The sequence below is a fragment of the Thermosipho ferrireducens genome, from assembly GCF_017358165.1.
GTDB classification, from domain to species: Bacteria; Thermotogota; Thermotogae; order Thermotogales; family Fervidobacteriaceae; genus Thermosipho_B; species Thermosipho_B ferrireducens.
On record NZ_CP071446.1, the window covers coordinates 1,424,235 to 1,437,995 of the forward strand.

General features: G+C 35.3%; 12 protein-coding genes, 2 tRNA genes, 1 other RNA gene and 1 riboswitch. Of the genes, 13 read left to right on the plus strand and 2 right to left on the minus strand.

What is annotated here, in order from left to right; all coding sequences use genetic code 11:
• Positions 1-59 precede the first annotated feature (59 nt).
• The 6 genes from JYK00_RS07095 (at position 60) to JYK00_RS07120 (ending at position 5,345) form a co-directional block, all read left to right on the plus strand.
• Entirely contained in the window at positions 60-671 is a 612-nt protein-coding gene (locus JYK00_RS07095; RefSeq protein WP_207566220.1) for a thiamine diphosphokinase, read from the plus strand.
• Positions 650-1,741: a 1-deoxy-D-xylulose-5-phosphate reductoisomerase gene (locus tag JYK00_RS07100; RefSeq protein WP_207566221.1), complete on the plus strand. Its 1,092-nt coding sequence runs from the start codon at positions 650-652 to the stop codon at positions 1,739-1,741. Before JYK00_RS07095 ends, JYK00_RS07100 begins: the two co-directional genes overlap by 22 nt.
• 58 nt (positions 1,742-1,799) lie before the next feature.
• Positions 1,800-1,969, plus strand: a riboswitch (cobalamin riboswitch).
• 67 nt (positions 1,970-2,036) lie between these two features.
• Entirely contained in the window at positions 2,037-2,924 is an 888-nt protein-coding gene (locus tag JYK00_RS07105; RefSeq protein ID WP_207566222.1) for an ABC transporter substrate-binding protein, read from the plus strand.
• A 50-nt stretch (positions 2,925-2,974) separates the two neighbouring features.
• Positions 2,975-3,916, plus strand: coding sequence for a FecCD family ABC transporter permease (locus JYK00_RS07110; RefSeq protein WP_228288139.1), 942 nt, complete (start codon positions 2,975-2,977; stop codon positions 3,914-3,916).
• On the plus strand, positions 3,913-4,731 hold the full coding sequence (locus JYK00_RS07115) for an HAD-IIA family hydrolase (RefSeq protein WP_207566224.1): 819 nt from the start codon (positions 3,913-3,915) through the stop codon (positions 4,729-4,731). The genes JYK00_RS07110 and JYK00_RS07115 overlap by 4 nt, the downstream gene beginning before the upstream one ends.
• On the plus strand, positions 4,728-5,345 hold the full coding sequence (locus JYK00_RS07120; RefSeq protein WP_207566225.1) for a sigma-70 family RNA polymerase sigma factor: 618 nt from the start codon (positions 4,728-4,730) through the stop codon (positions 5,343-5,345). Before JYK00_RS07115 ends, JYK00_RS07120 begins: the two co-directional genes overlap by 4 nt.
• Positions 5,346-5,350: 5 nt before the next feature.
• Here JYK00_RS07120 and ssrA read toward each other — a convergent pair.
• Both ssrA and JYK00_RS07130 read right to left on the minus strand, forming a co-directional pair.
• Positions 5,351-5,712: a transfer-messenger RNA gene (gene ssrA / locus JYK00_RS07125) on the minus strand.
• A 76-nt stretch (positions 5,713-5,788) separates the two neighbouring features.
• Positions 5,789-5,876: transfer RNA gene (locus JYK00_RS07130), tRNA-Leu, on the minus strand.
• A 222-nt stretch (positions 5,877-6,098) separates the two neighbouring features.
• On the opposite strand from JYK00_RS07130, the gene JYK00_RS07135 reads away from it, so the two are divergent.
• From JYK00_RS07135 to guaB, 7 genes are all read left to right on the plus strand, one after another.
• Positions 6,099-6,995: a transposase gene (locus JYK00_RS07135; protein ID WP_207566226.1), complete on the plus strand. Its 897-nt coding sequence runs from the start codon at positions 6,099-6,101 to the stop codon at positions 6,993-6,995.
• 485 nt (positions 6,996-7,480) lie between these two features.
• Complete coding sequence (gene pfkA, locus JYK00_RS07140) at positions 7,481-8,440, plus strand: 6-phosphofructokinase (RefSeq protein WP_207566227.1); 960 nt, start codon at positions 7,481-7,483, stop codon at positions 8,438-8,440.
• On the plus strand, positions 8,437-9,741 hold the full coding sequence (locus tag JYK00_RS07145) for an amidohydrolase (protein WP_207566228.1): 1,305 nt from the start codon (positions 8,437-8,439) through the stop codon (positions 9,739-9,741). The genes pfkA and JYK00_RS07145 overlap by 4 nt, the downstream gene beginning before the upstream one ends.
• A 153-nt stretch (positions 9,742-9,894) precedes the next feature.
• A tRNA-Gly gene (locus tag JYK00_RS07150) sits at positions 9,895-9,970 on the plus strand.
• A gap of 61 nt (positions 9,971-10,031) precedes the next feature.
• Positions 10,032-11,300: an ArsB/NhaD family transporter gene (locus JYK00_RS07155; RefSeq protein ID WP_207566229.1), complete on the plus strand. Its 1,269-nt coding sequence runs from the start codon at positions 10,032-10,034 to the stop codon at positions 11,298-11,300.
• A gap of 12 nt (positions 11,301-11,312) precedes the next feature.
• On the plus strand, positions 11,313-12,254 hold the full coding sequence (locus JYK00_RS07160) for a calcium/sodium antiporter (RefSeq protein ID WP_207566230.1): 942 nt from the start codon (positions 11,313-11,315) through the stop codon (positions 12,252-12,254).
• 17 nt (positions 12,255-12,271) lie between these two features.
• Complete coding sequence (gene guaB / locus JYK00_RS07165; protein WP_207566231.1) at positions 12,272-13,723, plus strand: IMP dehydrogenase; 1,452 nt, start codon at positions 12,272-12,274, stop codon at positions 13,721-13,723.
• Positions 13,724-13,761: the final 38 nt, after the last annotated feature.

Here is a 13,761-nt window from a genome sequence, read left to right on the forward strand (position 1 = left end):
ACACTCCAGCCTATGATATAATCTTTTCATAGGCTATTATATCACTGGAGGAGGAGAATATGAAGGCATCAATTGTTCTGAATGGCAGCGCTGATGAAACATTATTTCTATCAGGTGACATTATAATAGGTGTTGATGGCGGAGCGGATTATTTGAAAAAGCGTGGTGTAATACCTCATGTGGTTATAGGTGACATGGATTCGCTCAGCGGAGAAACTTTAGAATATTTTAAAATGAAAGGTGTTGAAATCATACAATATCCTGCTGAGAAAGATGAGACAGATTGTGAGCTGGCAATTGAATACGCCTTAAAGAAAGGAGCACGTTTCATTGAGCTTTTAAACTTTCAGGGGGAAAGACTGGATATGATTTTTGCGTTGTTTGGTTTAATGGGGAGGTACGATATACCAATTGTTGCCAAATCTGAAAAGCTTGAGATAGGAGTTTTGAAATCAACAGGCGAATTTGAAACTTTTCCTGGAGAACTCTGGTCGTTCTTACCACTTTGTAAATCGAATGTGAAATTGGAAGGGTTTAAATATAATTATGACGGCGAAATGAGTATAGAATATCCAATAGGAATTAGTAATGAAGCCGTTGTTCAAAATGTAAAGATAGAAATAGTTTCAGGTAAGGTGGTGTATTTTAGGTGGAAGAAAAGACCGTTGTAGTGCTTGGAGCGACAGGTTCCATTGGACTTCAAACATTTCAGGTAATTGAAACGCTTAATAATTTTCGTGTAATAGGCATAGCTTTTGGTAAAAATAAAAAAACTGGGACGCGAATTATGAAAAAATTTAAGATAAAACATTATGTAGCTGAAGTTCAGTTGAATGAAGGCACGCGATACGAAAATATAAAAGAATTACTTGAATTATTGAGGCCTGATATAGTTGTTTCAGCTATTCCTGGTTTTGCAGGAGTTAGAGCCGCTCTGGATTCTATACCGTTTACTAAAAGATTGGCTCTTGCAACCAAAGAAGCATTGGTGTGCAGCGGACCTTTTGTTAAAAAACTATGTAAAGATTATGATACAGAGCTCATACCAATTGATAGTGAGCATTCAGCTATTTTTCAGTTAATGGAATCTGAAATAAAAAAAATAATGATAACCGCATCAGGTGGAGCTGTTAGAGATATAGATATTAATGAATTTGAGTTTTTAACTCCAGAAAAAATTTTAAAACACCCTGTCTGGAATATGGGAAAAAGGATAACAATAGATTCAGCAACTATGGTTAACAAAGCGTTTGAAATAATAGAAGCGTATGAATTGTTTGGAACTCCAATAGAAGATATAGAAGTTTATATTCATCCTACTGGTACTGTACACGGTGCTGTTCTTTTAAAAGATGGAACTGTAAAGATTCATTATGGATACCCTGACATGAAAATTCCTATAGCATTTGCTTTAACTTATCCAGAAAGATGCTATGAAAATTATAATTGGCCACCATTTGAAAATAAGTTTTTTGAATTTTATGAAGTTGATAAAAGAAAATATCCAGCATATTTTTATGGTAGGGCGATAGCTAAAGACCTTGCCAGACGTATAGCTTTTAATGCGGCGGACGAAGTGGCTGTCCATAAGTTTGTAAACGGGGAAATAAAATTCACAAAAATTCCAGGATTAATAGAAAGTGTGTGCGAATCAATAAATGAAAAAGTAAAAAGCATAGAAGATGTTTTTGAGATAGACAGGTTAGCTCGAGAAATTGCTTATAACAAGATGAATTTGTAAGTTGTAATCCTTGTTTTGCTAAGAGTTTGTATGTTATAATTTTTGTGGATTGAAAAGTCCATACCTCCCTTTTCACGATTATGGGAAGCCGGTGAGAATCCGGCGCGGGGACGCCACCGTGACCGGGGACGAAAGCCACATGAATGCCACTGGGCAAAGGTGCCTGGGAAGGCGTGGTGAGTAGGATGATCCGGAAGCCGGGAGACCTGTCGTGAAAAGGAAGGAACCCACCTTTACGGTCCCTAAAGGTGGTTATTACTGTTTTAATTTCAAATTTTTAAGGAGGTGTGGTTTTATGAAAAGGTCTGTTCAAATGTTTCTATTGATTCTGTTGATTGTAGCAACTCTTAGTTTTGGTGTTACTATCATTGACGATGCTGGAAGATTGGTGGAAATTCCATCGGTTCCAGGTAAAGTAGTTAGTGCTGCTCCAAGTGCTACGAGATTCCTTTTATCTCTTGGATTGGAAAATAAAATTGTGGGCGTAACAGACTGGGATATGTTTCAATCGGAGAAGATAGGGAATCTGGTACCTTTGAATATAGAAAAGATTTATTCTTTAAATCCTGATCTGGTGATTACTTTTGGTGGATTTCAACTTCCAGAGGTTAAGAAACTTGAAAAAGCGGGATTAAAGGTTGTTGTTTTGAATCCGGTAACGCTCAATGATATAGTAAAAGACATAACTCTATTAGGAGGAATATTTGGAATAAGTGATAAAGCGTCCAGACTCGCAGATAATGTAAGAAATGAAATTGTAAATATGGGAATAAAAACTTCTAAAATACCCCTGGAAAAAAGACCAACTGTTTTCTTCACAGTAACTCCTCCAGATGATAACGTTAAAGAATTATGGACAGCTGGTATGGGTTCGTACATAAACGAATTAATAACAATAGCTGGTGGGGTAAACATTGTGGCTCCGTATACGGGAAATAATGGATGGCTTCCAGTAGATTGGGAATTTCTTGTTTATAAAAATCCAGATATAATAATTATTGCTTCATACGGAGATCCGCAAAAAACTTTGAATAATATAAAAAACAGCAAGATTTTTGGTTCGCTCAAAGCTGTGAGGAAAGGGAAAGTTTACATAGTGAATGGAAATGAAATAAGTCAGATAAGTCCTGAAACAGTCAAATATCTTAAAAAATTCTACAACTTCTTTTATGGGGGCAATTAAGAATGAAGCGTATAATTTTTAACAAAACTGGGAGGATTATCCTCCCAGTTTTGTTCGTATTAACAATTTTGATTAATATTTCTCTTGGAAGTGTGAGAATAGAATTTAAAGATATTTTTACTTCAATATTTGAAGACTCTAATATTCATTTCTTAATATGGAGATTAAGATTTCCCAGGGTATTAATGTCAATAATTACTGGAAGTGCTCTTGCTATTGTTGGAAGTGTATTTCAGAGTATTATGAAAAATCCCCTGGTTGATCCATATTTAATTGGAACATCCGCAGGAGCTGGATTTGGTGCAGTTATGGCATTATATCTTATTTCAAGTTTGAATGTTTCTGTAAGTGTGCCTATTTTCAGTTTTGTTTTTGCCCTTTTAGCATCTCTTTTAACAATAGCTCTGGCCAGAAAAAAAGATGTAATACCTATAACACATTTGATTTTGTCTGGGGTATTAATTAGTACAGTCTTTTCTTCTGGAACTATTTTGTTGATAAATTTTTCTCATAGATCGTTAACAAATGTTTATGTATGGCTTTTTGGAAGTCTCTCAGGAATTACTTATGAGGATTTGCTTTTTCCGTTTTTAGTGACAATATTATTTTTACTTTTTGCATATATTAAGAATGGCGAGCTGGATGCCATGGCATTGGGAGAGGATGAAGCTAAAATTTTAGGTGTTGAAGTTGAAAAACTAAAATGGATTTTATACATATTCGGATCATTTACAATCTCTGTAATAGTTTCGAAAACTGGTATAATAGGATTTGTGGGGCTTATTATCCCACATGCTTCGCGACTTGTGGTTGGTTCAAGGCATAAATACAATTTAATAGGTAGTGCTATAATAGGTGGCATATTTTTATCATTTGCAGATACCATTTCAAGAACGGTGGTTGCGCCAATAGAAATACCGGTGGGTGTTATTACATCCTTTGTTGGAGCACCATTAATGTTTATCCTTTTAAAAAGAGGTGGGAAAGGTTGAAATTCCTTTCAAAAGACGCTAGAAGAAAATTAAAGGATATAGAATTATTTGTACTTGATATAGATGGAACCTTTTCTATAAGTGGAAAATTTTTTGAAGGTTCTTTAAAATTTGCTGTTAATGTAGAGAGAAAAAGTAAAAAGTTTGTTTTTTTGACAAATAATTCCAATAAATCGCTGGAAGAGTATCTCGAAGAGTTTGAGAAAAACGGACTATTTCTTGATTCTGAACAGGTGTTTACTGCAGGAATTGAGACGGCTGAATATTTGTACGAAAAATTTGGAAGTAAAAAAATTTATATTGTTGGCACATCTGCTATCAAAGATATATTTGAAAGAGCGGGACATAAAGTAGTAGAACACGATCCAGAAATAGTAGTTGTTACTTTCGATAAATCGTTAAATTACGAGAAACTTGCAAAAGCTTCTACATTTGTCTCACAGGGAAAGCTTTTTGTAATTACGAATCCAGATTTAAATTGTCCATCCAGAGATGGTCCCGTGCCTGATACAGGGGCTATAGCAAGTGTTATTGTGCAAACAACTGGTAGAAAACCAGATATTGTTTTCGGAAAACCTGAACCGCTTATACTTGAGATGGTTATGAAAAAGTTCAATGTGCAAAAGCATAAAACATGCGTAGTGGGCGATAGGTTATACACTGATATTCTTCTTGGTATTCGTGCAGAAGTTCTAACAATTTTGGTACTTACAGGCGAAGCTAAAGAAGAGGATGTTCATAGATTGGGGATAACGCCGGACATAATTGCTAACGATATAGGTGAAATAGCAGATTTTTTGGGTGATAGTGAATGATAAAATATAATTTAAGAGGAAAAAGGACCGAGAAGCTGATTGAACTTGCCCAGAGTGGATTAAAAGAGGCTCTTGATTTAATAATAGAAAGATATTATCCTATGGTTTTGAAAATATCTTCCAATTATTATGCCCCATGGGCAGAGTTTGAGGACATAGTTCAAAATGGTCTAATAGGACTTATAAAAGCTGTTTTTTACTTTGATTTTGAAAAAAGCTCATTTAATTCATTTGCATGGAGAAGTATTGAAAGCGAAGTGCAAACTTTTATTACATATCTTAATAGAAAAAAGAATAAAATACTTTCAGACTCTGCAAGTATAGATAATTTTCAGGAAGACAGTTCTGAACAATCAGAATATTTACTTCCAGATACCAACGTAAATGTTGTTCACACAGCGTTTCTGGAAATTGTTAAAGAAACTATAATAAACCATTTGAAAGATATTGAAATAGATATTTTTGAAATGTGGTTATTGGGATATTCATACAAGGAGATAGAAAAGGAATTAGGAGTAAATTTTAAGAAGATAGATAATACTATTCAAAAAATAAAAAGAGTAGCAAGAACAAAAGTAGATAGATTTATTTTAAATTTTGTTTTTCAAAAATAGAATTCTGGTGGAGGCGGCGGGAATCGAACCCGCGTCCGAAGACAGGGTCCTCCGGGTTTCTCCGAGCGCAGTCCGTGTTTTAAAATTCAGGTTCGAAGCGCCCACGGACAGGCTCTTCAAACCTTAGCCTTCCTAAAGATTCCCGGCCCAGGACGGAAGGCACTTCCGGGACCAGTAGGCTGGTTATATCACGCCCTTCTCTAATCCCCAGCCAGGATTAGGAAGGACGGCTGCTTATTCTAATTAAGCAGCGAGAGCAAGTTCTTCGTTGGCACTTATCTTTTGTCCGGACTTTTTTACGAGGAGTCCGGCGAACCCCGGCTCGCTTCCCGGAGGCTCCTGCCCCCGTCGAGACCATTTCGCCCCCGTTTCACAGCTCTATAATATTAGACATTTCAAAGAGAAAATGTGTTCACAAAATTAAAGGTCCCTTCCTGGGACCCTGGTGCCGAGGGCGGGACTTGAACCCGCACGAGCTATACGCTCACATGGCCCTCAACCATGCGTGTCTGCCAATTCCACCACCTCGGCGACACCAATATATATTATACCATACAATGCTTTAAACGTCAAGAAGTTATTTATTATAAGGTGATTAAAGACCATTTATCACTTTTAAAGTATAGCATAATCTTATGTCATATTCAATATACCATAGAAATAGTCTTTGTCAAGAAAATGCGGGGTCTGTTTCAAAAATAGGAAGGAAAGGTATAGAAAAAAAGCAAGGGAGATGTTATAATCTCCCTTGCTATGAGAAGAAGAAACATAAAGAAGATATTCAAACTTATCCAAAAATTCTACAAAAATATTTTACCACAACTTCCCCAAAAATCTACCAATAGGGGGAGGCCTAGGAAATATTCAGATGTATTAATACTTTCATTAGCAGTTCTTAAAGAACTGTTGGGACTTTCATTCAGAGAGACATTAGAAATAGGTACAATGTACTTTAACAAAGTTCCATCACTCAGGGACTTTCATTACAGGGTTCTTCAATTAGAAGAGATTATAAAACATCTTATAAACTTCATACACAACACACTTCAGTGTGAGATAGAGAGTATTATAGTAGACGGTACAGGAATAGGGTTTAAGAAACATACTACCTTGAACTGGATGAGAGGTACATATGTACGACAGATAAAGAACCACGTTAGATGTGAAGTAGTGTTAACAAAAGGAAAATACAAACTTTTTCAGTATGTGGAAGTGGGAAAAGCTTATTCAAGTGAAATAAAACTTCTAAAAAAACTATTGAAAAAGATAGAACTCAAGGGAAAGAAATTCATAGCAGACAAGTTGTACGATGTTAAATGGTTGAGGGAGTATCTGAAAAAAAGAGGAATAAAAGAGGTAATAAAAATAAGAAAAGGAGCAATAGGCAGGAAAGAAGTAGATTATGAAGAATACAAAGAAAGGAACGAAATAGAAGGACTATTTGGAAACATAAAAACAAAACTTGGGGGATATGTATACGCCTACAGAGATGACATGGCAAGGATACAGGCACTAATAAAGTTTTTATTGTACAACCTGTATGTGGCATATATTTTTCTTTTTACAAAGCTATGTATTGATATTACAAATTTCATAGAAAATCATATAAAAATATACAAATTTTATATAATTCCATGTAAAATTAGATAAAATTAGATAAAATTACATAAATTCACATGAAATTCATAAAAAAATTGTATATTTCAAGTTCATTTTTCTTATTCTTATACGATTTTTGAAACAGGGCCAGAAAATGCGCCGAAAAAATGGCGAGATTAGCGAGGTTAGCGAGATTGGCGAGGTTAGTAAAAAGAATAAGATCCTTCGTCACTTCGTTCCTCAGGATGACATCCCCCTCACATGCGTTCGGGATGACAATAAGGAAAAAGATCCTTCGTCGCTGGCGCTCCTCGGAATGACATCTCTCTTTCATTTGTTCGAAATGACAGGGAAAGAGATTATCATTTTAAGAAGCGAAAAGATAGATAATCTTATAATTAATGAGCTCGACAAAAGATGTTGAGAATTGGTAAGAATCTTGCCAGTATTTCAATTTGACAATTTTTAATCTGTTGAAATTGACTATAATTGTGATATTATTATTTTGAAAAGTATATTTGAAAAGGAGGAATTATATGAAAAGAATAGCGGTTATGACAAGTGGTGGAGATGCCCCTGGTATGAATGCAGCAGTAAGGGCAGTTGTAAGATACGCTGTTAACAAAGGACTGGAGATTTATGGAATTAGAAGAGGGTACGCGGGATTGCTTGACGAGGATTTTATTCCATTGAATTTTGCGTCTGTTGGGGGAATAATGGAAAAAGGAGGAACAGTTTTAAGGAGTAGTAGATGTCCTGAATTTGTTAGAAAAGAGACAAGAGCCGAGGCTGCAAGCATATTAAAGAAGCATAATATAGAGGGATTGATAGTCATTGGGGGAGAAGGTAGTTTACATGGAGCAATGTTTTTAGAAGAAGAGCAGAAAGTTCCCGTTGTTGGTATTCCGGGTACTATTGATAATGACATAGCAATGACAGATATGAGTATAGGTGTAGATACGTGTTTAAATACAGTAGTTGATGCTATTCAGAAACTAAAAGATACAGCATCTTCACATGAAAGGGCTTTTATTGTTGAGGTAATGGGAAGAACATCAGGATACATTGCAACTGTATCGGGGCTTGTAACTGGCGCGGAAGCTGTTGTAATCCCAGAAGTTCCAGTTAATTACGAGGCACTTGCTAATAAAATTTTAAGAGAGAGAGAAAGAGGGAAAATAAATTGTATAGTCGTTGTTGCAGAAGGCGCAGCAAGTGCATATACGGTTGCAAGACATCTTGAACACAGAATAGGTTACGAAACACGTATAACCATTCTTGGTCACATTCAAAGAGGAGGTTCGCCTACAGCCTTTGATAGACTACTTGCTTCTCGAATGGGAGTCGCTGCTGTTGAAAATTTAACTCGAGGACAAAGTTTTGTTATGATGGCTTTGCAGGGAGGAAAAATAGTCCCGGTAAAACTTGATGAAGTGTTGAAACAGAAAAAAGGTTTAAACATGGAGCTTGTAGAACTTGCGGCTCTATTGTCATGAGTATCAGAATAAAGAACGCAAAAGTTTGGAACGGAAGAAATTTTGAGAAAAAAGATTTATATATAAATTCTGAAGGGATTTTTGTAAGTTTCCTGAAAGAAGAAGAAATCAGGAAAAGTATTGATCTGGAAAGTTTTTATGTTTTTCCAGGGTTTGTAGATTCTCATGCACATGTTTTGGGTGTGGGGATAAAAAAACTTATAAAAAATCTGGAAGGGGATTTTGTAAATGAAATTTTAAAAACAGAAGAATCAATAATAGTGGGTCGTGGATGGTCAAAATTACCAGATAATATTAATAAGTTATTGGATTTTGATAGACCAGTTATTCTTATAAGAAGATGCGGACATGTTGCGTGGATTAATAATAAGGCAAAAAATCTTCTAAAGTTGAAAGAAAACATGATTTTTGAAAATGAGTTAGAAAAAATATGGAGTTTATTACCGGAGGATTTCTATGAGTATGCTTTTAAACTTGGAGAGAAACAATTTTTAAAGAGTGGGGTTACATGTGTTCATTCAGACGATTTTCATGGAATATCTTTTGAAACTTTAAAAAAGTTGTTATCACGTAGTGAAATAAGAATTTATGAGAAATTGTACACAGACAGACCCTGGGATTATGAATATGGAAATTATGGAATTTCTGAGATATTTGGAATAAAAATATTTGCAGATGGTTCATTGGGTGGAAAAACTGCTTTCCTTTCAAAACCATATAAAGGTTCTGAAAATAGTGGGGTCAATACTTTACCACATAATTTTAGTAAAATAATAGATTTTGCTGATAGAAATGGGTTACAGGTTTGTGTTCATGCGATTGGAGATCAGGCAGTAACAGAAGTTCTTAACGCTTTTGGAAGAAGTTATGGTCATAGAATAATACACGCGCAAATAATAAAGAAAGCCGACTTTGAAAGATTAAAAAACTTTGTATTTTCTATTCAGCCTCATTTTTATTTTGAAGATTTACCGTTGCTTGAGAATATCCAGGATGGTGAGTATTTGTTATACCCTTTTTTCGAAATGTATAGAAAAAATATAGATATAGCTTTTTCAACAGATTCACCTGTTTCACCAGAAAATCCCTGGTATGTTATTCAGTCGGCGGTGAAAATGGGATTTTCATTAGAAGATTCTATAAAACTTTATACCGAGCACGGTGGAAAAATTATCGATAAACCTATTGGAAAAATTTCACCTGGTTATTATGCAGATTTTGTAGTTTATGAAAAGCAATTTTATAGTACTCCTAAAGCAGTTTTTGTAGGAGGAAAGCAGGTTTTTGGTGAGAAATTATAAAGAAATCAATGACATAAAAAGAGAGTGTCATTCCGAGCGTACGCGAGGGATCTTATATTACTACCCTTGCCAGTACTTGCCAATCCTGAGCGTGAATGGAATACTTGAAAATCCTTTTTAATTTTGATACAATATTAGACGAGATAGATAGGTGCGGGTGTAGCTCAGTTGGTAGAGCATCAGCTTCCCAAGCTGAGGGTCGCGGGTTCGAGTCCCGTCGCCCGCTCCAGTAAAGGGCTTTATAGCCCTTTTTTTATTATAATTTTTATTATAATTAGGAGGCGGATTAAATGTCGGTTGATGCAATAATAGCTTTATTTGTTTTTGTTGTAGTTTATTATCTTATTATTTCTGAAAAGATTCATAGATCAATTGCTGTGGTGCTGGGAGCTTTTACATTAACTTTTTTTGGAGTCTTTGAAGATCCAGAGTATTTGTTTAAAAATTATGTGGATTTTGATACTATATTTTTATTAATAGGAATGATGTTGCTTGTTTCCACAATTAAAAGTGTTGGTTTTTTTGAATATATCGCTGCAAAAGTAATTAAACTTTCAAGAGGATCTTTGATAAGTACTTACATGCTTTTGATTATTTCTGTGGCAGTCTTTTCAGCATTTGTTGATAATGTAACAACTATTATGATTTTTATTCCAATAACGCTTGCAATTACGGATATTGCAGGAACAAATCCAGTTCCTTTTATTATAGCTGAAGTTTTAAGTTCTAATATTGGGGGGACAGCTACCCTCATAGGAGACCCTCCTAATATTCTTATTGGTAATGCTGCACGATTTAGTTTTAATGATTTTCTTGTAAACACAGGTCCAGCTGCTCTTGTAACATTATTTGTCGTTCTTATATTTTTGCTTTTAATTCAGTTTTCGAAACTAAAAAAACATGTAAAGTTTGAAATAAATTTTGTGAATATTTCCAGGTCAAATCTTTTAAAATCTTATGCGATCCTTTTAATTACGTTATTATTATTTGTTTTCCAGGAATTTCTTGGAATACACAGTTCTGTAATTGCCTTTGGAATGGGATTTATTTCAGTGTTGATTCTGGATCCCAAAAACCTTGAAAAACATTTCATGGAAATTGAGTGGGGGACCATATTTTTCTTTATAGGACTTTTTATCATAACAGGTGCTCTTGAAGATACGGGAATACTTTCAACAGTTGCAAATATTTTAAGTAATAATCTTGGAGATTCTCCAAGAATGTTTGGAATAGTTTTAATGATAGCTTCGTTTTTCATAAGTGGATTCTTTGATAATATTCCATTTACTGCAACGATGCTGCCTGTGATAAAAATGCTTCCAGAAATTAATGTGAATCTTACAAATTTAACACCTTTCTGGTGGGGATTATCTTTGGGGGTTTGTTTTGGAGGAAATTTGACACCCATAGGAGCATCTGCTAATATTGTTGCAATAACCATGGTTTCAAAATATTCAAATTCTAAAATTACATTTAAAGATTATATGAAATTGGCGATAATACCATCACTTATATCGCTGGTAATTTCCATAGTATACGTTGAACTTAGGTATTTTTAAGGGGGAAGGTGAATGGTTTTTTTGTGGTTGGTCCTGGGAATGATTTTATTGATCAAAGGTGCAGATTGGCTTGTTGAAGGAGCCGTTTCTATAGCTTTAAATTTAGGAGTTTCCAAGCTAATAGTAGGGCTTTCAGTTGTAGCTTTTGGGACATCAATTCCCGAGCTTGTTGCTTCTGTAGTTTCTGTATTAAAAGGTCACTCAAGTGTTTCTATTTCTAATGTTGTGGGAAGCAATGTGGCGAATATTGGGCTTTGTCTGGCTGTAGGTGTACTTTTTTCCTCTGTTAATATAAGAAAGCAAACAATGAGGATAGAGGTGCCTTTTATGATAATCTCAACATTTGTATTCTTTTCGCTCCTTATAAGAAACGGTGCTTATTTATTACAATGGAATGATGGAATTGTTTTTCTATCGCTTATGATAGTTTATATATATTACATAGTTACGTCTGCTCGGGATGTTATAGAAGAAGAGCTCGAAAGTGAAATAAGGGGTAAGTATAAAACATTAACTTCAGTAATGTTAGTTCTTATTGGAATTGCTGGTGTTTCGTTAGGAGGGGAATTAACCATTAGAAATGTTGTGGAAATTGCAAAAATGTTTGGACTCAGTGAAACATTTGTTGGTTTAACAATAGTTGCCATTGGAACTTCGCTTCCTGAATTAGTTGTAAGCATAACTTCCATTGTAAAGGGAGAAGGCGATATTTTAGTGGGTAATATAGTAGGAAGTAACATATTCAATATTCTTCTTATCCTTGGTATTAGCTCTCTTATTGGCAACCTTACTGTCGATGTGCGTGGTTATTATATAGATTTGTTTGTAATGATAGGGATTGCGCTTTTACTATTAATATTTTCTTTTACCAGGAGAAAACTCACACGTGTAGAAGGAATACTGCTTTTGAGTATTTACATTACGTATATTTTATACGTATTCCAGAGAAAATAAGTAGGAGGTAAAAATTTATGAAAGAGGCCCTAACTTTTGATGATGTTTTGCTGGTACCTAAATACAGTGAAATATTGCCAAATGAGGTAGATGTGTCAACAAGGCTTACAAGAAAGATAAAGTTGAACATTCCATTACTGAGCGCTGCCATGGATACTGTTACAGAAGCAGAACTTGCAAAAGCTCTGGCTCGTGAAGGTGGAATTGGTATAATTCACAAAAATCTTTCTATTGAAGAGCAGGCTCATCAGGTAAATATAGTAAAAAGAACGGAAAATGGAATTATTGATGATCCAATCACAATTTCTCCAGATGTTAGTGTTTTAGATGCGGAAAGACTTATGGCCGAATACAAGATAGGTGGATTACCTGTGGTGGATGATTCGAGAAAGCTTATTGGTCTTGTAACAAACAGAGACATAAGATTCGAAAGAAATCCTCAGCGTCCTGTCAAAGAATTAATGACCCCATTTGAAAAATTAATTTACGCAGAAGAAGGAATTTCCCTTGATGAGGCTCGAGAGATATTGCATGAAAATAAAATAGAAAAATTACCCATTATAAAGAAAGATGGCACGTTGAGTGGATTGATAACAATAAAAGACATTAAAAGCGTTGTGGAACATCCAAATGCATCAAGAGATAAAAAGGGGCGTCTACTTGTTGGTGCGGCTGTAGGGACTTCACCTGACACACTGGAAAGAGTTCAGGCGTTAATAGACGCGGGAGTTGATGTAATAGTTGTTGATACAGCGCATGGTCATTCTAAAAAAGTCATTGAAACTGTTCAAAAGATAAAAAGTGTTTTTCCAGATATACAATTAATAGCGGGAAATATTGCTACAGAAGAAGGAGCAGAGGCTTTAATAAACGCAGGAGTTGATGCGCTAAAAGTGGGAATAGGACCTGGCTCAATATGTACCACGAGAATAGTAGCTGGAATTGGTGTGCCGCAGTTAACCGCAATAGTCGATGTTGTAAGGATTGCCAGAGAGTTTGATATTCCTGTAATTGCTGATGGCGGAATAAGGTTTTCTGGTGACATTGTGAAAGCTCTTGCAGCAGGTGCAGAAACAGTAATGCTTGGTAGTATATTTGCCGGTACAGAAGAAGCACCGGGAGAAACTATACTTTACCAGGGAAGAAAGTATAAATCCTATAGAGGAATGGGATCTCTTGGTGCAATGAGTCGCGGAAGTGCTGACAGATATTTCCAGGCTTCAAATCAAAAATTTATACCTGAAGGTATAGAAGGGATGGTTCCATATAAAGGTAGTGTAAAAGATGTTGTTTATCAACTTATAGGGGGCCTTAAATCTGGTATGGGCTATATAGGAGCGAAGAATTTGAAAGAATTGTATGAAAAAGCCGAGTTTGTTAAAATAACAGCAGCTTCAATCAAAGAAAGCCATCCTCACGATGTAATTATAACAAAAGAGCCACCAAATTACTGGAGTAAGGGGATGTAAATTTAGCGAGGTTAGCTTCCCCACTCATGTCATTTCGA